This is a genomic window from Bacteroides sp. ET489 (assembly GCF_030518095.1).
Lineage (GTDB): Bacteria > Bacteroidota > Bacteroidia > Bacteroidales > Bacteroidaceae > Bacteroides > Bacteroides ndongoniae.
The window spans coordinates 46,058-65,736 of sequence record NZ_JAULLJ010000022.1 but is presented as its reverse complement, the minus strand read 5'-3'; the positions used below and the strand labels follow the sequence as shown (position 1 = coordinate 65,736).

16 protein-coding genes and 1 pseudogene are annotated in these 19,679 nt (G+C 46.5%); 8 read left to right on the top strand and 9 right to left on the bottom strand.

Going from position 1 to position 19,679, the window contains the following annotated elements:
• Nucleotides 1–107: 107 nt before the first annotated feature.
• From Q3C19_RS12370 to Q3C19_RS12335, 8 genes are all read right to left on the bottom strand, one after another.
• Nucleotides 108–1,595, bottom strand: a complete 1,488-nt coding sequence (locus Q3C19_RS12370; RefSeq protein WP_302729665.1) for a PepSY domain-containing protein — start codon at nt 1,593–1,595, stop codon at nt 108–110.
• Entirely contained in the window at nt 1,592–2,473 is an 882-nt protein-coding gene (locus Q3C19_RS12365) for a hypothetical protein (RefSeq protein ID WP_302729663.1), read from the bottom strand. Before Q3C19_RS12365 ends, Q3C19_RS12370 begins: the two co-directional genes overlap by 4 nt.
• Nucleotides 2,474–2,486: 13 nt before the next feature.
• Nucleotides 2,487–3,371: a hypothetical protein gene (locus Q3C19_RS12360; RefSeq protein WP_302729661.1), complete on the bottom strand. Its 885-nt coding sequence runs from the start codon at nt 3,369–3,371 to the stop codon at nt 2,487–2,489.
• 9 nt (nt 3,372–3,380) lie between these two features.
• Complete coding sequence (locus Q3C19_RS12355; RefSeq protein ID WP_154577711.1) at nt 3,381–4,091, bottom strand: HmuY family protein; 711 nt, start codon at nt 4,089–4,091, stop codon at nt 3,381–3,383.
• Nucleotides 4,088–6,448 (bottom strand): TonB-dependent receptor, encoded by a 2,361-nt coding sequence (locus Q3C19_RS12350; protein WP_302729658.1) that lies wholly within the window; start codon nt 6,446–6,448, stop codon nt 4,088–4,090. Before Q3C19_RS12350 ends, Q3C19_RS12355 begins: the two co-directional genes overlap by 4 nt.
• A gap of 36 nt (nt 6,449–6,484) precedes the next feature.
• The gene (locus Q3C19_RS12345; RefSeq protein ID WP_154577713.1) at nt 6,485–7,117 is read right to left on the bottom strand and encodes a DUF4903 family protein; all 633 of its coding nucleotides are present in this window, start codon (nt 7,115–7,117) and stop codon (nt 6,485–6,487) included.
• Nucleotides 7,118–7,528: 411 nt separating this feature from the next.
• Nucleotides 7,529–8,020 carry a hypothetical protein gene (locus Q3C19_RS12340; RefSeq protein WP_054349837.1) on the bottom strand — a complete coding sequence of 164 codons (492 nt, stop codon included), beginning with the start codon at nt 8,018–8,020 and terminating at the stop codon, nt 7,529–7,531.
• Nucleotides 8,021–8,064: 44 nt separating this feature from the next.
• Complete coding sequence (locus tag Q3C19_RS12335) at nt 8,065–9,489, bottom strand: hypothetical protein (protein ID WP_204971833.1); 1,425 nt, start codon at nt 9,487–9,489, stop codon at nt 8,065–8,067.
• A 359-nt stretch (nt 9,490–9,848) separates the two neighbouring features.
• On the opposite strand from Q3C19_RS12335, the gene fldA reads away from it, so the two are divergent.
• The 3 genes and pseudogenes from fldA to Q3C19_RS18445 form a co-directional block, all read left to right on the top strand.
• Nucleotides 9,849–10,355, top strand: a complete 507-nt coding sequence (gene fldA, locus Q3C19_RS12330) for a flavodoxin FldA (protein ID WP_302729650.1) — start codon at nt 9,849–9,851, stop codon at nt 10,353–10,355.
• 34 nt (nt 10,356–10,389) lie between these two features.
• Entirely contained in the window at nt 10,390–10,746 is a 357-nt protein-coding gene (locus Q3C19_RS12325; protein ID WP_302729669.1) for a DUF2023 family protein, read from the top strand.
• Between the two features lie 875 nt (nt 10,747–11,621).
• A pseudogene (locus tag Q3C19_RS18445) lies at nt 11,622–12,716 on the top strand (DUF3945 domain-containing protein); the annotation flags it as partial.
• Here Q3C19_RS18445 and istA read toward each other — a convergent pair.
• Nucleotides 12,707–14,077 carry an IS21 family transposase gene (gene istA / locus Q3C19_RS12315; protein WP_302729649.1) on the bottom strand — a complete coding sequence of 457 codons (1,371 nt, stop codon included), beginning with the start codon at nt 14,075–14,077 and terminating at the stop codon, nt 12,707–12,709. The pseudogene Q3C19_RS18445 and the gene istA overlap by 10 nt on opposite strands.
• A gap of 894 nt (nt 14,078–14,971) precedes the next feature.
• Between istA and Q3C19_RS12310 the strand changes: the two genes are divergently transcribed.
• The 5 genes from Q3C19_RS12310 to Q3C19_RS12290 all read left to right on the top strand — a co-directional run bounded on the left by Q3C19_RS12310 (nt 14,972) and on the right by Q3C19_RS12290 (nt 19,675).
• Nucleotides 14,972–15,331, top strand: a complete 360-nt coding sequence (locus tag Q3C19_RS12310) for a helix-turn-helix domain-containing protein (RefSeq protein WP_072545384.1) — start codon at nt 14,972–14,974, stop codon at nt 15,329–15,331.
• Nucleotides 15,324–17,366: a bifunctional DNA primase/helicase gene (locus Q3C19_RS12305; RefSeq protein WP_205096421.1), complete on the top strand. Its 2,043-nt coding sequence runs from the start codon at nt 15,324–15,326 to the stop codon at nt 17,364–17,366. Before Q3C19_RS12310 ends, Q3C19_RS12305 begins: the two co-directional genes overlap by 8 nt.
• Before the next feature lie 19 nt (nt 17,367–17,385).
• Nucleotides 17,386–17,799, top strand: a complete 414-nt coding sequence (locus Q3C19_RS12300; RefSeq protein ID WP_302729645.1) for a helix-turn-helix domain-containing protein — start codon at nt 17,386–17,388, stop codon at nt 17,797–17,799.
• Nucleotides 17,800–17,993: 194 nt separating this feature from the next.
• Entirely contained in the window at nt 17,994–18,719 is a 726-nt protein-coding gene (locus Q3C19_RS12295; protein WP_072545381.1) for a DUF6088 family protein, read from the top strand.
• A complete protein-coding gene (locus tag Q3C19_RS12290; RefSeq protein ID WP_072545380.1) occupies nt 18,716–19,675 on the top strand; it encodes a nucleotidyl transferase AbiEii/AbiGii toxin family protein in 960 nt (319 codons plus the stop codon). The genes Q3C19_RS12295 and Q3C19_RS12290 overlap by 4 nt, the downstream gene beginning before the upstream one ends.
• Nucleotides 19,676–19,679: the final 4 nt, after the last annotated feature.

The following is a 19,679-nucleotide window of genomic DNA, read 5'->3' as shown; positions in this document are numbered from 1 at the left end:
AACTTTCTTTTTTTTGATTTTATATCGAACTCACGTTAGATATGTTCATTAAAAAAAGCAATACCTATTTGATAGAAAATAGATTAAATGAGTTCTTAATACCAATATTATTCTTTACGTACAAAATTCTTTTTCTTTCTTATTACAAATCCTGTATATATACACCACATTGCAGCCAGTCCCGCAAAGAAGATATAAACCAGAGTTCCTTTACCAAGCAAGGTATAAATCCGCCCTGTATGTATTTCCAGAGCAAGATTCCATAAAGACATAGGAAGTGCGGAAAATTCTTCCGGCATAGGCACTGAATCTGTGCCTTTCTCATACTCTACTATAAAAAGAACAGAACTAATACCGGAAATACAGCCTGATACAGCCCGTTTCCCGAAAGGCGGTCCTGACACTTCATGCACCTCATCACCGGTAAAGAAATCAAGCACCTTTCCATCGGTTCTGTCCCATACAAACATGCCACTGAATGAACCTGCCAGCCATCTTCCCTCACCGTCTTTCTGCCATACATTCAGTCCCATGACACTTACCGGAGGAGTCTTTTCTTCCTTTACAGGAACGGCATCCAGCGAAGACAGCGAATAGAAGCCTTCGGAGGTCGAAAGAAGCCAGTCACCACATTCCCTGTCATAACGCGTCATCCGCAACCTGTCATTCCAGGCATTGTCTTCATCCAGCATGGACCCGGGCACCGGGGGTACTTTCCCATAGACTAATGCGATAAGTACAGGAGGACGCAGACACCATCCGGTAAAGGCAACCCACATAAGCAGAAGGAAAGTATAACGTCCCACCGTATCATGCCAGTTTAAGGATTCTTTCAGCAAAGATGTACAGGCAGACACATTTCTTCCTTTCTCTCTTAAGCGACGGATAACCCCGGGAAGCTGCCAATACAGCACTCCTGAAATACAAAGTACGATAATGACCACAGCCACACCGTCCATCAGGAGTTTCCCGAATGTACCGAACAGTTCGCCGCTATGCAAAAGCCATACAGTGCGGAAAAGAGAAACCTTGCCGTCATAATCTGCAGGAGCTTTTATTTCAACCTTCCTGAAACCATGATAGGGAAATGTGGATATATAAAGATAAGAACGGCCTGTCACCACCAGCGTATCTCCAGCCAGTGTCAGGTCGGACAACCGCTCCTCCTGCCGGTCCGGCAAACAGATTTCCTCCCACTTTTTCCCGTCTCTTTTGTAAAGTGCGAACGGACTGACAGCAAACAAGGTTTTATCCGCAGTCTGCACAACGGCTCTGATGTTACGTCGGTCAGTACCGGAAGGTAAGCCGTCATTAAAATCCAGAACAGTATTCATGACCGAATCCGTCATCCAGATACCGTTACTTCCGTACAAGAAAATGGAGTCTGCATGAGCGTACCGTAATGAACCACGCAGCAGCCCGTTGTTCCATCTGTCGAAACGATAGCTTGAAGGAAGCCACTTCCTGCTCACGTCCACATCCGATACGGCCTCCCTGTGATTCAGCACAATACCGCTTACACAGAACATAAGCATGAAAAAGGTAAAAATCAGTCCGAACCATTTATGATGCTTTCTCCATGTACTCCGTCTCATACCCTGCGCATCATTTTACGATATGTCACATAAAGTCCCGCTACGGCAAACGAACCGCCTATCAGAATTATTTGGAGTATATGTTCTCCGGGAGCATTCCATAAAGCAGGAAGAAGGCTGATACGGTCGAACACTTCCACGGCTATCCAGAAGATGATGACCGTAGCGAAACCATAACGCAGACTCATGCCCCATGAAGAATAACGCAACAGACGGGCAAACATGAACAGCGAACCTATAAGCCCCAGCATCCCCACAAGCAATGTCACCGGATGACGGTCGCCCAGGAAACGCTCGTCATAACAGAACATAAGTGTGAGGTAACACGTCCACAACATCGTAATCACTTCCATAAATGCCACAATGCTGGTATGCCGTGTCATTGGCCGTGCCGCAATTTCCTTCTTATGTTTACCGAAGAACAGACGTTGCCACCAGTTCAGGAAGTTACATCCATTGGCCGTACAAAACAGGTACAGCATCATCACCATCATCCAGAATCCGAATGTAGCAGGCAGTATCAGATACTCCGGACGGCTGACAATCTCGCCCGTCACCGGGTCGAGCTGTGCCTGCGTGCCGAACCGTTCGGCATAATACATGAACAGGAAATCAATCGCTCCCATCCAATAGAACATCCCTCCGAACAGTCCCAACAGGCTCTGCCGCGCATCTCCCTTGATAAAGACACCCGCAATGACCAGTCCCAGTCCGAAGGCTCCCATTCCCATTCCCGCATAAAACTGTTCTACTCCCGTAGTACCGTCTTTCAGCATACGGGCAAGAATATGCGTAAGGGGCATCGCTGCCAGTGTCACCGCAATGGACACGATCGCTTTGCCCCAATTCGTTTGTTTTCTATTTAATCCTGTTGTCATGTTAACAGACTTTTTATCCGACAGCAGCCGATTTCCTTGCGCCCTTATACCAGAGATAGAACACTAAAGCCACAAACACTACCAGTATTATCACCATCTCCATTACATGGTTCAAAGGATCTGTCCATATCTCGCTGAACAGGTCCATACGTCCCAACACCTCGATAGGTGTCCAGAAAACCACCACCGTAGCAATGGCCATACGGATATTGGCTCCCCACGAAGCAATGCGCAGCTGTTTGGCAAAGATAAAGAACGAACCTATCAGACAGCCCAAGCCTACCAAAAGTGTAACAGGATGATTTTCGCCTAAGAATACGTCATCATAACAGAACATCAGCAGTAAGTAGGAAGCCCACAGAATCATCATCAGCTCCATGAAGGTAACGATGCTCGTGTGGCGTGTCATCGGACGAGCGGCTATCTCGTTCTTCTTTCCCTTGAACAGCAGACGCTGCCACCAGTTGATGAAGTTGCATCCGTTGCGTGTGCTGAACAGATACATAATCATCACCATCATCCAGAATCCGAAAGAAGCCGGAAGTATAAGATATTCAGGACGGGTCACTATCTCTCCCGTCACAGGGTCGAGTTCCGGCTGTGTGCCGAAACGGTTGGCAAAATACATAAACAGGAATTCCACCCATCCCGTCCAGAACAGCAGACCGCCGAACAGTCCCCACAGAGTCTGGCGCGTATCTCCCTTGGCAAACACGCCTGCAATAACCATCAGCATACCCACGAATCCCATGGCAAAAGCCGAATAATGCAGTGTGGTCTCATTCAGGAAATGCTCCATCAGAATCATCACGGCATGCCCAAGAGGCATGGTGAACAATACCATTATAAATGATGCGGTGGCTTTCCACCAGTATTTTTTGATTTTTTCTTTCTTCATAATCTTTTCTTATTTTAGTTCGTCGCAGTAATAACTGATTCTTCCTCCTTCATCACCTATCTCCACATTGGCATCATACCAGCTGATAATCTGTATTTTGAAGTAACGCTGTCCGTCTGCCGTACGCACTACGTATGTGTGGAAAGACGGAGTATATACAGGAGGAGGTCCGGCAAACGTCATCGCCTCGGCCAGCAACGGATTGGCATTGGTCTTTGTCCTTTGTGGTCCGTTGTTCGGGTCGAACCAGGGATTAGAATCAAAATCCAGCCCGTTCTCCACCAGGTAATGGTTCCAGTCGTTCTGCGACATGGTCACACTGACCTCACCATTATCGACCACCCATTCCAAATCCGACGGTAACTGTGAAACGCTTGTCCACTTATTGTATTCGCCATATCCCAAGTCGGCTGCACCTCCACGGCCTATGCCACTGGTACCGCTGTTTGTTCTCAACACGTAGCCACAAAAAGCCAAGTCCCAATCCGTGCGGCCGTACTGTTCGCCTTCCTTGATGTCCTTGTTCACCCCATAGGCATTGAACATTTCGCCGGTACGCAGGTTAAAATAAATCCAGTCATTCGTCACACCGGTGGAATAACCCGACTTGCGAGGCAGTGTCTTTCCGTTGAAAGGCTGTATGTCGTCATAGTCCACACAAGCGGTCATCGTCAGACACCCCAACAGAAAAACCATTATTTTCAATTTCAAACCTTTCATTTCCTTTTCTTTAAAGAGTTAATCACATCATCAAGCATAAATTCCATCTGTACCCATCCGCGGGTTCCGGCTGTAGCCGGAACATTGAACATCGTAATCCCAGAACCCAGTGTTTTCGGCACATAGTTGAACAGATTGTCCACACCAAGAGTCAGCTTCACCTTGTTCCAGAAAGTCTGCGATACGGAGAGGTTGCACAGTACATATTGCGGAAGGTCGCAACGGAAATAGGCATCATAGCTCTTGTTGTCCTCTTCCACGAATACGCGATCCTGCACATCGAACTTCTTGCTTCCCATATACGATGCACTGAACACAGCATTCAGACGATAATTCTTCCGTGCATATTTATAATCCAGACTTGCAGTAGCAGCGTGTGGAGATGTGGTATTTACCTGTATGCCCTCGTTCTTGCTCACATTGACATAACTGTAAGTTCCGTTAAGGGTCATACAATCCAATACCCTCCAGCGTAACAAAGCTTCAATACCCAACAGACGCTGCTTGCTCAGATTGGTATATTCAAAATTGTACTGCATGTCATAAATACGCCACACTCCCTCAATCTTGTCGCGGAAATAGTTGCCGTATGCCGTACCGGACACGAACAGGCGGTCGTTCGAATATTCTGCACCGAGCGAAAAGTAATTGTTCTTCTCCGGCTGCATGTTCTCATTACCGCGAATCATGAACATTCCCAAATGGTCCCAGTTAAAGAAAAGTTCCTTGATACTGGGAGAACGGTAACCCATTGAATAGTTGGCGCGGATAGCCCACTGCTCATTGGGTGAATATTTTGCAGCCACTTTAGGCATAGCCATGAAACCGAACGCACGCGAGAAGTTAGTGCGCAGTCCGGCAGACACCATCCATTGGGGATTGATGGTCCATTCGTCCTGCAAGAAATATTCCGTCTCTTTCAGGGCGCGGGTTTTCAGGTCATGGTTGGCATTGCCCGAAAAACGGTCGCTGGTCAATTCGTCAGAAGTGTGTTCGATGCCGAATATCAGACTGTGGCCGTCGAAGTAGTCGCTCGTCACGGTCAGACGGGGTTGCCAGATGCTGCTCTCATAGTCCTTATTACGGGTATCGATGCGCTCATGGCGCTTGTATCGGTTATAGAAATCCCCGTGCAGGCTTCCGGTCACGCTGAACCAGTCTTTCATATGGTAAGTCACCTTGGCCCCGGCGTTCCATTCGTTCGCCTGACTGAACGTCATGTCCTGTATCAGGTCGTACGTGTTCATGAAGAAGCCTCCTCCATATACCAAAACTGACAAATCTTTTATCGGATCGTAATAGACTTTCTGTGACATCGTGATGTGCTCCTTGCCTTCGATACCCATTGGCGGGCGGGCTGCGGTGCTGACCACCGTGATGTCATGGGGAAGGAAAGGGTTGGCCTCCTGCGTATAGACTTTCTTGTCGTTCTCCGCCTGATACATATAGAATGCGTCGGTGGAGCTGTACCACACATCGGTCTGCGAGGTCACTTTGCCCGTATTGAAGCCGGCTGACACCCAGCCTTGCAGGTTGGGGCGGTCGGCATTCTGCTCGAACATATACAGGAAGTCGCTTGGCTGCGGATTCTTGTAGTTGCGCTCGTTCATCTGTCCATAACGCACTCCGGCGTCTATCGACAACGGTTTGGAGGTCTTTTTGGTTATCAGGTTGATGACAGCTCCAGCCGCACGGCTTCCGTAGAGGGTGGAGCTTGCACCTTTCACTATCTCGATGCGGTCTATGGCATGAAGGTTGAAACGTTCATAGTCCAGGTTGCCCGCCATGTCGCCCGTCATACGTTCGCCGTCCATCAGGAACAACACGTGCCGGGCATCCAGTCCCTGCATGGAGATTTCGTTTCCGAAGCCCACTTTCTGTATATTCAGTCCCGGAGTTTCCTGCTGGAGAGCCTGCTGCAGATTGGCGTATCCGGCATCCACTAATTGTTTACCCCCCAATACCTGCGTGGTTATGGGGGACAGTTTGATGGGGCGTGCCGCACGCGAACCCGTCACGACTACTTCGTTCAGCCCCAGTGCATCATCTTTCATATATACGGTCTTCACCGTTTCGGTTTTATCTATTTTCCCTGTTTCCGGTACAAAGCTGACGTATGTCACCTTATAGTACCAACTACCTTTCCCTGCAAGCTTCAGCACTGTCTGTCCGTCCACGTCCGTGATGGTGTGCATGGCGTTCCTCAGTTCCGGATTGTCGGCATAGGCCACATTAGCGGCTATGACCGGCTGTTCCGTCCCTTTCTCCAGCACCGTCAGCCTGACGCTCCGCTGGGCTGCCGCATCCGTACAGACGCATAGCGCCAACAGCAGGATGAAGGTTGTAATCTGTTTCATCTATCGTTTTGTTTTTACAATTCCAACTGTTTATATTCAATTCTTACCCTGTTCTTTCTTTGCTTCTTCCAGGTCTTTCTCATACTGCGAAAATTCTTCTTCAAAGCGGTCAATGCGGGTCTTGTCAATAGTTTGCAGGAAAGTTTCGGTACGTACGTTCATCATGTTGTAGTCCACGATGAACTCCATCTGGTTAGTGTTCACATTCAGGAAACCGTCCACACGGGCGCCACTACCTTGTTGGTTGTCCGCAGCGTCATCGCCACTGGTGGTGACATTCCCGTCCGTGCCTACGAACTTCACCCAGCCGTCGTCGGGATATTCGTCCTGTTCCCAACTGTTAAGGTTCATAAACTGCGTTGCGCATCGAAAGGTGATGGCAAATGGCATGGCACCTACGGTGAAGTCGCTCAGGTCAAGCACCATCATCCCGTCTTCCCGCCATGAGAAGTTGAATTTGGTTGGGCAACCGCTCTCCAATAGAGTCTTGTCCACGCCGTTCATAGTGGCTTTGGTAGAGAGTACGATGTCGCCGTTGAGGATTTCCTTTGCCTTATCAATATATTCCTGTGCAGGTGGCTCATTGGTAAGTGAATCGTCACTTTCACACGAACTTAATCCGATTACTGTTGCCATAAGAAGGCTGAATAAAAAGTATAACTTTTTCATTTTGCTTATATAATTTACTTGTTTTGTAATCCATAATTGTTTCCTGTTCATTACCCTTGCCTGCGTGTATTCCGCAAAGGGTATGTAAAGTCATGGCTTTTCCATGATTAAAGGCAGGCTTTTTCCGATGGCAAAGTCTGTCTTTGCTGTGTACCGCATGTAGGCCTCAGAAGCGGTTCAGGCGGTTTGGATAATTTTGTTTCCTCGCCGTCGGTTGCATACCGGGAGTGTTTTTAGCGACATAGCAGCCTTGCCGACAGGATAATGGTGTCTTCCCCATTGGGTGAGGTGAATATATTGTGATAATTTTTTCTTAGTAACACACAAAAAAGAGCTAAGAGAAAGCCGTTTGACAACTTTCTCCTTACTCTTTCTGAATTTAATTTCGTAGCTTGACAAAATAATGACGAATTATTTTGTTCCAACAAAGTGTACGGATGCAGGGAAATCTGCACCTAAGAACTTACCGGATACTGCCAGAGTAAACTCGATAGTGTTGCCTGTAACTTTGGCATCAGTCAAAGAATCCAGGTACAATTTTATCGGCAGCATGTTTAAGATTTTCAAAGTCCCGGCTTGATCGCCTTCATTTGCTGTAATTTCACCGGTTTCTTCATCTACTTCTACTTCCAACTCGATAGTGATATTTCCCGGCATACTTCCGATTTGCGGAAAATCGCAAGTTAAAAGACCTCCTTCAAGAGTATAAGAGGCTGTACGCGGTTCATAATCTTCTCCTCTCATTTTGATTTGATCCATTGTACCGTTATAAGTACCTTCGTAATCGCTGATTGCCAATACGGTACTTACACCATCCACATCCATCACTGTGGCAGCGTCAGCAGACTGCGCCATTCCGAAACTTGCTGCAACAAGGGTAGCTCCTAAGAAAAATTTTCGCATCGTTTTTATAATTAAAGTCTAACAAAAAAAATAATTACACTTTATTATTGATTTTTCAATAAAGTCCTCCAACGGCATCCTTCATCATACATCAAAGAAGAACTGTAACCTAACCTTCTAACTTTATCGGATGAATCGATATCGGTATAGTTTGCTTTTAAGAATGCTTGAGTCGATTCTCTATAGAAAGTGCTTTCTGAACAGGCAAAAGTAGTACCGGCACGTCCATCTTCATTATAGAAAATGGTCAGTTCCGGATAGACCAGATTAAAGTCATTATTCAAATCACCAATAGCTATGTTAGATAGCATTTTGACATTCGACATGTCGAATGTTTCCAATGCGTCCAGGCTTTCGATGTCAATGGTGTTAACTTTCAATTCATCCTTTTCGGGCAATTTGATTTCTTTCAGTGCAGGACATCCAAGAACCATCAGATTACTGCCATACGTTTCATTACTTTCCGTCTCTTTATCTCGTTGTCCCCAAATAGTAGAATAGCTCAAATCTAATTTCTGCAAACCCGGGATATTCTGAATCCATACATTTACTAAATTAGTAGCATTGGATAAATCGATAGCTTCCACTTCTACATTTTGCAGGATGATTTGAGTAATGGATTTCCCTACTTTTACGTTAGGCATAGAAGCTACATTTTCTACTTCAGCGGCGTAAAGACCGAATTTAGAGCCTTCCCAAGAGAGACTTCCTATCAAATATTGAATACCTTCAAAGTTGGAAACATTATCAGTAGGAGAAACAAGTAACTCCTTTGTTTTTTGGTCGAGTCCCAAGCGTTTGTTAAGGTCTATTTGGTCGCCGTTAAACAAATCGGAGAAGTCAGTCTTCAAACGGACGAGCAGGTTTGCGTCGGGCACGTCGCGCAGGGTGGTATAGGTTTGCAGATTGCCATCGACATCAGTCATCTTCATATCAATGGTGCCGGCGGTGATGGCTTCCTTGTTTTGGCGGTAGAAACGCACGAGATCTTCGATATTCTCTTTAGCGGTTTCCGGAAGGTAAAGTTTGGTAATTTCGTGCAGGTTAGTCACAGTTTCATCGCCGTTTTCTTCCACTACGACACTCACAAGATTATCATAGTCGTAGATTTCATTACCCGTCAGGTCTATGCCGGTGATTTGTTCCGGTAATTTGGCAAAGTCGAACGCCGGGCCGTAACCATTGTCCGACAGATCCACATCAGTCAAGTTAGGGAACATGGAAAGTTCTGCCAGTGCGTCTGTGGAAATCTGTGTCCCAGAGAGATCAAGCGTAGTTGTATTATTAGCCAAATCGTCAAGCAACAATTTTCCGTTTGCGTCAAACTGGTAGCCTTTTTGTACCAGAATGTCCTTCAGTGCTGTGTTCTCAATAGGGTTAGTGCTGTACGTAAATCCTTCTTCTTCGCTACATGAAACAAATCCCAGAGTTGTAGCAAGTCCTAAGCATAAAATTAAAGTCTTTCTCATCTTTATTTATATAATTAAGTTTTTTAGAATCGGCGCAAAAGTAAAACCTTTACTTATAACATACAATACCTATTTTTTGGTATTTATTAACATCGTTAATCCTAATAAATGAGGATTGCAAACTTTAAAATCAGCCAATTTTAACGGTTTTTCAAAAACTTCAAACAACCTATCCAATAACAAACGTTAAAGATCGTTTTACTCATATACCTATATTAGGTATTGCCATCTTAGATAAAAAAATACTATTATGCTCATCAGGGCCAATACGATAATAGCAAAAAGCCCTATTTTTAGGTATTTCAAAAAAGAAAAAGACGGTATATTTTTGCACCGTAAACAATTAAAATATTTACTTCATGAAAAAGATTGGTATATTTTACGGTTCCTCCACCGGAACCTGCGAAAGCCTGGCTGAACAACTGGCCGGCGAACTGGGAGTGACAGGCGGCGACGTGCACAGCGCGGACAAGCTGACTGCCGAATTGGCAAATACCTACGACGTGCTGGTACTGGGAACCTCCACCTGGGGCGACGGAGAACTGCAGGACGACTGGTATGATGCCATCAAGGTGTTGAAAGGCATGGACCTGCATGGCAAGGAAGTGGCTCTGTTCGGCTGCGGCGATTCTGAGTCCTACTGCGACACCTTCTGCGACGGTATGGGTATCCTCTACGAAGATCTGAAGGACACGGGATGCACCTTCCTGGGCAACCGCGTCAGCACGGACGGCTATTCATTCGGCAGTTCCATCGCCGTGGTGGACGGATGCTTCGTGGGTCTCGCGCTGGACGATGTGAACGAAAGTGGCAAGACCGCCAGCCGCATCAGTGCCTGGGCTGCCGACCTGAAGAAGTGCTTCTGACCATTTTTCTCTCTTCATCTTTAGCTTTATGAACATGATATCATCCCCCAACATCCTCCCTGCAGACCTGAAAGTGTTTCTGAACCACGTGTACGAGTATAAGAAAGGTGTGCGCCGCATGGTGCTCTATACGGTCAACCGCAAGTATGAAGCCTTTGCTACAGCCCGTCTAAGGAACCAGCACATAGATTTTCTGGTACAACCTGCTTCAGACACGAGCATCAATCTGTTCTTCGGCCGTCCTGAGTGCATTCGGGCTATCCGTTTTCTGGCAGACAGACCGCTCAATCTGCTTTCGCCAGAAGAAGACTTCATTTTGGGAGCGATGCTGGGGTATGACATCTGTGCGCAGTGCGAACGTTACTGTAAACGAAAGAAAGCCTCCTGCTAATAAGGATGGTATAATCTCTCTCGTTCTGTTTCCTTATATACTGAATAATACGTTACAGCTCATTATATTGACTTCTACACCATATATGGAGGTTACGTGCATAAGAATAGAATGAGTATAAATCTTCCCCAACTCATCAATACAGACTTCAAGCCTGTAGCCTTCATACGTACAGGAAAATTACCCTGCGAAAGCACTTTCATTTTTCCGTTTACATACGTTTATCCTTTCAGAGGAAAATACTCTATCAATATTCTACTTTTTCCCTTTATACGAAATTCTTGTCTTTGACAAAGAAAAAGGAATAATCTAACGAATAAATACAATAAAAAACTGTTATCCCTTCCATCAAAGATAAATCCCAATCCTGATTTGCCAGCCGCATTTATTCCTTTTTTCAGGAGAATTTTCTTTATGGCTTACGCCATGAAAATTCACCTGAAAAAGAATGCGGCGGCAAACGGATTAGAATTAAAGGAAAGATTACAGGGATTAACTGCGACCGACGTGACGCATAGCCGTGAATCAAAGGCGGCTATCCTTATATTCTATATATGGCCTCATAAATACTGTGAAAATCCACTTTCCCCAATAACAAAACATAGCCTGCTTATCAAATCCCGAAATAAGACAGGGATTTCAGCTCCCTCCGATCTGCATAGTCCGGTGGCTTAGCTATGCTTTTACTTATACTCTTCCTACTTCCTTTCATCCTTTTTTCCAACTGTTTTGCATTCTTTCCTATCCTTCGTATGACATTTGATGACACCTGATGATATCTAATGTCATCTATTTATAAATCAGTCGTTTACTCAATTTATCGTCTTACATTTGGACTGTGAAACAAATCAAGTAGTCACTCAAAACAAAAGATTATGGCACAAGAAAACAGTCCTGACAAGGAAAAAAGGCAAGGCCGGATAAAGAAACCGGAAAAGCCTTATGTGGAACAAATTGACGAACTTCTGCTGGTACACAACAAGAACGACCCCAAGGAAGGCTTGGGAGTAGTCAGCAAGGCAGACGAGAAAGGCAATTATCAGACGGTTACACCGGAAGAGAAGAACGAGAATTCTTTCCTTAAATTCGACAAGAATTCAAGCATCCTCGAAAACTTCATCAAAAATTTCTGGAGCCAGCTGAAGGAGCCTACGCATTTCAGGCTTATCCGCATGACCTTCAACGATTACAAGCAGAACAAACAGGCTCTCAAGGACCTGGCCGAAGGCAAGAAAACAGACGCGGTAAAGGAGTTTCTGAAACGCTATGAAATCGTACCGAAAGTAAACAATCAGAAAAACAGTCAAACAAAAGAGGAGGAAACAACAATGGCAAAGAAGCAGGAACAGACAACGCAGGCTCAGCCTGAACAGGTATCACAGGTGGAAGCTGCCGCACAGGGGCGCGAACAGCAGGAACCGCAACGCCAGCAGACACCCACGTACCGCTACAACGAGAACATGATTAACTGGGAAGAGTTGGGTAAGTTCGGCATATCCAAGGAAATGCTGGAGCAGTCCGGACAGCTGGACAGCATGCTGAAAGGATACAAGACCAACAGAACTATGCCGCTGACGCTCAACATTCCTGGGGTACTGACCGCAAAGCTTGATGCACGCCTTTCATTCATATCCAACGGTGGGCAGGTTATGCTGGGTATCCACGGTATCAGAAAAGAACCGGAACTGGACCGTCCTTATTTCGGACATATCTTCACGGAAGAGGACAAGAAGAACCTGCGTGAGAGCGGGAACATGGGACGCGTGGCTGACCTTAACCTACGTGGCAACACGACAGAGCCGTGTCTGATTTCCATCGACAAGAATACCAACGAACTGGTAGCCGTACGACAGGAGCATGTCTATATCCCGAATGAAATCAAAGGTGTGACTCTGACTCCGGATGAAATTCAGAAACTGAAAAACGGTGAACAGATATTCGTGGATGGCATGAAATCCAATCAAGGCAAGGAATTCAATGCCAATCTGCAATACAATGCGGAAAGAAGAGGCATCGAATTTATTTTCCCGAAAGACCAGGCTTTCAACCAGCAGACGCTTGGCGGTGTACCGCTTTCCCCCATGCAGCTCAAAGCGTTAAACGAAGGCCACACCATCCTTGTAGAGGATATGAAGTGTCCCGGCAGGTTGTGCTCCTTTTTCCAGGAATAAGCGTATGGAATGTCACAGCGGTCATGGGTGGCGACAAGGTTCATGCCACAGTAGATTTCCACCGTGCCGGCATCATAGAGAATCGTCATGCGCCTGCCTACATACTCCTTCGGAACGCTGTAATGGTGCTTGAACAACGAGACGTAAGAGTTCTTCCCGACAGTCATCAGTTTCCTTTCTTTCATTACGTAACGTTTCACGGGAAGCGGCCGAAGATAATCCTTCTCTCCCTGAAGGAACATTTCCTTGCGTGACACCTCCCGTCCGGCCATCACCTTTTCATTGAAATCAAGCAGGGAGACATGGATGGCGGTATTGAGTTCCTCCAGGCCGGAGAATGTCATTCCCTCTATGTCAAGGTAAATGGAACGGTAGAGGAGCTTTACGGCATTCTCTACCAAAGCCTTGTCTTTGGGATGACGCACACGGGCGGGATAGACCGCACAGCCGTAATATTCGGCAAAAGCGGCGAAATCATCATTGATGACAGGCTCGTTGCGGTCGCCCCGTGTGACGGCAGCCTTCAGATTGTCGGGGACGATAGCCGCAGGAACGCCTTCAAAATATTGCATGGCATTCTCACATGCCTTTATCAGGTCTTCCTTGCGTTGAGACCACACGGCTTCGCAGTAGGTATAATGGCTGAACGGAAGGATGGCGACAAACACCTCGGCTTTCTTCGTCTCGCCCGTCATTTCATCAACGACTTCAAGCCTGTCACCGGCAAAATCAATATACATCTGGTCGGCGGCATAGTGCTCGACATGACCGACGACCTTGATGTGAAACTTGTACTGACGGACAGCCCGTTTGAAGGAAGACAACTGATAGCCGTCAGGATGTTCGGCATGGTATTCCTTGAACAGTTTTCGGACACTCATGCCTTTGCGTGACAGGCGGGATACATAGCCGGGAAGCAAGGCCTCCAGTTCAATCCTCCTGGAAGAAGGCTCCCGATGCCGGGATGCCGTACAGCCGAACAGTTCATCCAATTGCCCGTCGGACAGGGAAAGAAGCTGTTCAATACTCTTGCCGCTTGAAAGGAACAGGCGGACATACTTGCGGACAGTATTACGGGAAGTATGAAACGTGGAAGCCGTTTCCTTGATTCCCATGCCGGCCGCATAACATCTTAAAATGTTTTTGATTCGTTTATCCATTTGTATAGATTTTATTATCACCCCCGTTACACCAGGACTCGGGCACTCAAATCTACACAAAAAAATCTATAACAATAGGTGAACTAGGTGGTCAATACTATTTTGGCCAGAAGGGTCAATCATATTGTAGCCAAAGGGGACAATCCTGCTTGGCCAAAAGGGTCAAAGTCGCGTGGCTTTTCCAGTCGTTAAAAATACGGAATCCGGCAGTCAGTTATTTTCCGGCTCATTAGGAGCGGATTTCGTACTATCATTCAAACGGCTGGTTATTAACTATCAGAACATGTTTATACGTGGAGAAAAATAGCAATAGCCGCAATAATGAGATTAAGGGGCAAACTTCAAAGTAAGTTTAGCCCTTTCTTTTTGCTTCTTAATGAAAAACACCCGACTTTACATTCTTGGGTGTAAAATCGGGTGTCTATTTCACAAAACATTGATTTTCAATGTTTATTGCGGTGCGTACGGTAATCGTACCTGCCGCTTATAATATCTTTTTAATCAGCAACTTATGCGTAACCTAAAATTTAATGGTTACGACTTGGTTACGATTTCATCTTGTCAATTTTCGTAGCTTATGACACCACCGTGTCACCTTTCGATTGCGAGTGCGAAAGTACTACACATTTTTGAAACATGCAAGTTCTTGACAATATTTTTTTCAGCCTTTTTTTCAAGTGCAAGGTGCGAGCCTATATATATAAATAGGCTTGCACCTTGCACTGAACTAATTTTGAACCTATTAACCTTACTCCTGACCGAAACGGATTGACCTCGCATTTTCCCGCAAAAAAATGCAGGAACAAAAAAATTATGGTGTAGTACACGTATAGTATACCATGCGGATTTTGACTTATCGGGAACTTTGCGGCAAACATTTCAATAATTAGGATTATGACAGAAGTTATCGTAATGGAAAGTGCCGCCTATCAAAAGATGATGGGGCAAATAGCGAAAATCGCTGAGTTCATTACCAAGAATGAACACAAGTTGCAGGATTGCGACTTTGACAACGATGTATGGCTGGACAGTCAAGAAGTGGCCGATATGCTCCATATCAGCACACGCACCCTGCAACGGTTAAGGAGCGACGGACTGGTAGAGTATTCGGTGTTCCGCCGCAAATGCCTGTACAAGCTCTCAGAAATAGAGAAAAAGGTACGGGAAAAGGTTATCACGTGTGAACCGCACCTGATAGACGTTTACAAGAAGAACCGGTTGTTGGATATAACAAAGGACGAAGACAATGAATAAGGAGGATATTTTGCAGGCGACGGACAGGGGGCTTTCGGTGTTCAGACACTACCTGCCCGTGCCGTTCCGCATCGGTAAGAAGTTCCTGAATCCTTTATATAAGGATACGAAGGCATCGTGCAACGTATATTATGACCGGCGGCATTCGGTGTATAAGATGAAGGATTTCGGCAATGAGGAATATTCCGGGGACTGCTTCGAGTTGGTAGGGACAATGACGGGGCTGAGTTGCAGGAACGCGAAGGATTTCGTTGAAATCATGCGCATCATTGACCATGACCTGCATTTGGGGTTGGCAGACGGTTACGAAAATTGTGTGGACACATCTTCCGTTCAGGTAGTTTGTCCGCCCACGCCGGAACAGGTGATAAAGAAAATACGCCCGTATAATATCGTACCAAGGGCGTTCAATGAAACAGACCGGATATTTTGGAGCAAATCCAGAATCACGGAGCATACATTAAATAAATATAATGTACGGCCTCTGCATTCGTTCAGTTCCGTCAATCAGGAAGGGAAAAGCTATACCTTGACTGAAACGGCACAGGAACCGATGTATGGCTATGTAGGCGACAAATACATTAAAATCTACCGCCCGCGCTCGGAGATGCGTTTCCTCTATGCCGGAGATTTGGGCGACAATTACTGCTTCGGACTTGACCAATTATCCGCCAAAGGGGATTTGTTGTTTATCACAGGCGGTGAGAAAGACGTGATGAGCCTTGCGGCAAACGGATTCCATGCCATCTGTTTCAATTCGGAAACGACGGTCATCCCTACCTCTGTGCTGATGCTGCTCTCCTACCGGTTCAAACACATTGTCCTGCTGTATGATATGGACAAGACCGGTCTGGAAGTTTCCGCCAAACGGCAGGAAGAATTGAAGCCGTTTGCATTGAAACGCCTTTTGCTGCCACTGTCAGGAACAAAAGAAGAAAAGGATGTAACGGATTATTTTGCGTTGGGACACACGCACGACGATTTATTGAAATTGTTCTTAAACCATTTGGATTCATTATACAAGGAAGATATGTCAGCATTAAAATCATGCGAGTTGGATTTCAACAACCCGCCACCTGTGGCACAAATGATAGTATCGGTGAACGGCGTGCCGCTCGGAACACAAGGGAACCTGCTCTGCATCACCGGCGGGGAAGGTACGGGAAAAAGCAACTATGTGGCCGCCCTGATTGCCGGTGCTGTGAAACCGGAAAACGCGGAGGGCATCGACACGCTGGGCGTTTCCATCGAGGGGAACCCGAAAGGCAAGGCGGTGCTGTTCTATGACACCGAGCAAAGCGAGGTGCAACTCTATAAGAACGTAAGCACCCTATTGCGCCGTTGCGGGCGCGACACGATGCCGGAATGGTTCAAGGCATACTGCCTGACGGGGATGAGCCGCAAGGAGCGGCTGAAGTCCATTGTGCTCAGCATGGACAAGTTCCATTACCAATACGGGGGCATCCATCTGGTGGTCATTGACGGCATCGCCGACCTGATACGCTGCGCCAACGACGAGGCGGAGAGCATCGCCGTCGTGGAGGAACTCTACCGGCTGGCGGGCATCTACAACACGTGCATCGTCACGGTGCTGCACTTCATCCCCAACGGGCTGAAGCTGCGCGGGCACTTGGGCAGCGAACTGCAACGCAAGGCTGCCGCCATCCTCTCCATCGAAAAGGACACGAAGCCCGCCGTTTCGGTGGTGAAAGCCCTGAAAGTACGGGACGGCAGCCCGCTGGATGTACCGCTCATGCAATTCGCATGGGACAAGGAGAAGGCGATGCACGCCTATCTGGGCGAGAAACCGAAAGAGGAAAAGGACAGGCGCAAGGAAGAGGAACTCGTGGCGGTAGCACGCGAACTGTTCAGCCGGAAACGCTTCATCGGCTACATGGAGCTTTCGGAAGAACTTCAGGCGGCGTTCGAGGTGAAGGAACGCACGGCCAAGAGCTACATCCGCTTCATGCGGGAAAAGGAAATCATTGTGAAATCACCCGACAGCCCGAACAGCTACATGCTGGGCGAGGTATAAAAGCACAGGAGGAACGGCCATGTTAGTGGACAAGACTGAATTTGAGGCGTGGATGGAGCGCATCATGGGTGAACTTTACCGCATATCGCGCAAGCTGGACAAGGCGGAGAACCGGCAGAAGCACCTGAACTACCTGAACGGGGAACGGCTGTACGACAACCAGGAGGTGTGCCAACTGCTGCGCATCAGCAAGCGCACGCTCCAGCGATACCGGAACAACGGGGCATTGAAATTCCATTCGATATACCATAAAACCTATTACAAGGAATCAGACCTGCACGAGTTTATCCGCAACAACTTCGACGAGAACGAAATCAAGCGTCAGGCACGGAAGGACAAGCTGTCGGAAACCTATCCGATGCCCGAAGAAACGGATGAGAGCAGCGGGGAGAAAGAAACAGAAGATAAAGAACTCCCAGATGATTGTGGATAATGCATCTTGGATGTTCATCGTTCAGGGATACTCTCTACCGCTGTGAAGCAGGAAGTTCCCGCTATTTAAGTTAAACAACCGGCTTCATTCTGTCGGGAGGACAGGGTGGAGCCATTTCTAATAAAATTCCAGTTTTGTGTCGTAAAAACAAGAATATTTCTTATCTTTGCACCGACAACCAAGGACATGGGATTATGATTATCACAAGAGAAGTACAGAAACGATTGGAAGATTTTCAGCCCGATTACGTGTTTACCTACCGGGACTTAAACTTGCCTGCCGAAACGAGCGAAAGCATCATTAAAATGCTGAATCGGCTGGCGGGTGAAGGCTACTTGGCTAAAATATCCAAAGGACGGTTCTACAAGCCTAAAAAGAGCGTGTTCGGAACGTTGAAACCCAGACAAGAAGAGTTGGTGAAGGATTTGTTGGAAAAGAACGGAAAGCGCATCGGATATTTGACCGGTTACTCCGTCTTTAATCGGTTGGGGCTTACTACACAAGTGCCCAACATCATCCAAATCGGCACAAACCAACGCAGGAACAAGAAACAACGGGATATATTCACCGTCTGCTTTGTCCTGCAACCTAACCCGATAACCAAAGACAATATTCCGCTCCTGCAATTATTGGATGCCATCCGCTTCATCAAGGAAATACCCGACACCACGATAGAGGCATCATACAGGCGCATAGCTTTTCTGGTAGGAGAACTTGGCAGGAGGGAGAAGGAAAAGATGGTTGCCTTGGCCGAGGCCTATCCGCCAATGGTACGCGCCTTGTTGGGAACCATCATCGAGAACGATTGCGGTATGGCGAAAGCGCAACCTTTATGGGATTCATTGAATCCAGTAACGGTCTATAAATTGGGAATAAATGAAGATACATTGCCTAATAAAAAGAAATGGAGGATTGAATGATACTGGAAAAACAACCTGAACTGTTAGCAGATGCAATACGCGCGGCTTCCGAATATTACCATATAGCACCGGTCTATATCGAAAAAGACTATTGGATAAGCAAGATATTGCAACAACTCTCCCGAAGCGTTTATATGGAGAACACGGTGTTCAAGGGCGGCACATCCTTGTCAAAAGGGTACGGATTGATTAACCGCTTCTCGGAAGATGTGGATGTGGCTGTACTCACGCAAAAGTTGAGCGGAAATCAGATAAAGACTTTGATTTCCAAGGTCTGCAAAGAAATGACCCAAGGCTTGCAGGAACAGGTTGTGCCTGAACTGACAAGTAAGGGTTCCCGTTATCGGAAAGCCTTGTACCAATATCCGGCAAGCGTCCATGACCCGTTGTTTGATTTTGTCGCCAACCGTGTAGTCGTGGAAATAAATTCGTTTGCCAATCCTTATCCATATGTCAGACGGCAAATAAAGAGCTTTATCACTTCCTACCTTGAAAATACAGGTATGGACTCTTTCATTGAAGAATATGACCTGCATCCGTTTGAACTGAACATTCTGGACAAACGGCGCACCTTGTGCGAGAAAGTCGTTTCGCTGCTCCGTTTCTCCTTTATGGATAATCCGGTGCAAGGATTAACCGGGAAAATCCGCCATTTCTATGATATCTATTTTCTGCTTGACGATAGGGAATGTATGGAATATGTGGAACAGGATTTCATTAAAGACCTGCAAGAACTGGCGGCGCATGACCGACAAATGTTTGACTCACCGGAAAAATGGAAACATACACCCATTAAAGAATCTCCCCTTCTTGGTTCATTCAATGAGCTATGGAAGCAATTGGGCGGATATTATGAACGGGAATTAAATTATCTGGCATATAGCCGGATACCTGATGCGAATCAAGTTGGAAAGAAATTGCACGATTTCATTTCGATAATTGAAAACAAGATATAATTTA

Coding starts and splice junctions, on each gene's coding strand:
- fldA (WP_302729650.1), top strand. CDS start 9,849: ATGAAAAAGATTGGTATATTTTACGGTTCCTCCACCGGAACCTGCGAA.
- istA (WP_302729649.1), bottom strand. CDS start 14,077: ATGGATAAACGAATCAAAAACATTTTAAGATGTTATGCGGCCGGCATG.
- Q3C19_RS12345 (WP_154577713.1), bottom strand. CDS start 7,117: ATGAAAAAGTTATACTTTTTATTCAGCCTTCTTATGGCAACAGTAATC.
- Q3C19_RS12325 (WP_302729669.1), top strand. CDS start 10,390: ATGATATCATCCCCCAACATCCTCCCTGCAGACCTGAAAGTGTTTCTG.
- Q3C19_RS12295 (WP_072545381.1), top strand. CDS start 17,994: ATGATTATCACAAGAGAAGTACAGAAACGATTGGAAGATTTTCAGCCC.
- Q3C19_RS12290 (WP_072545380.1), top strand. CDS start 18,716: ATGATACTGGAAAAACAACCTGAACTGTTAGCAGATGCAATACGCGCG.
- Q3C19_RS12305 (WP_205096421.1), top strand. CDS start 15,324: ATGAATAAGGAGGATATTTTGCAGGCGACGGACAGGGGGCTTTCGGTG.
- Q3C19_RS12340 (WP_054349837.1), bottom strand. CDS start 8,020: ATGCGAAAATTTTTCTTAGGAGCTACCCTTGTTGCAGCAAGTTTCGGA.
- Q3C19_RS12310 (WP_072545384.1), top strand. CDS start 14,972: ATGACAGAAGTTATCGTAATGGAAAGTGCCGCCTATCAAAAGATGATG.
- Q3C19_RS12370 (WP_302729665.1), bottom strand. CDS start 1,595: ATGAGACGGAGTACATGGAGAAAGCATCATAAATGGTTCGGACTGATT.
- Q3C19_RS12335 (WP_204971833.1), bottom strand. CDS start 9,489: ATGAGAAAGACTTTAATTTTATGCTTAGGACTTGCTACAACTCTGGGA.
- Q3C19_RS12355 (WP_154577711.1), bottom strand. CDS start 4,091: ATGAAAGGTTTGAAATTGAAAATAATGGTTTTTCTGTTGGGGTGTCTG.
- Q3C19_RS12360 (WP_302729661.1), bottom strand. CDS start 3,371: ATGAAGAAAGAAAAAATCAAAAAATACTGGTGGAAAGCCACCGCATCA.
- Q3C19_RS12350 (WP_302729658.1), bottom strand. CDS start 6,448: ATGAAACAGATTACAACCTTCATCCTGCTGTTGGCGCTATGCGTCTGT.
- Q3C19_RS12365 (WP_302729663.1), bottom strand. CDS start 2,473: ATGACAACAGGATTAAATAGAAAACAAACGAATTGGGGCAAAGCGATC.
- Q3C19_RS12300 (WP_302729645.1), top strand. CDS start 17,386: ATGTTAGTGGACAAGACTGAATTTGAGGCGTGGATGGAGCGCATCATG.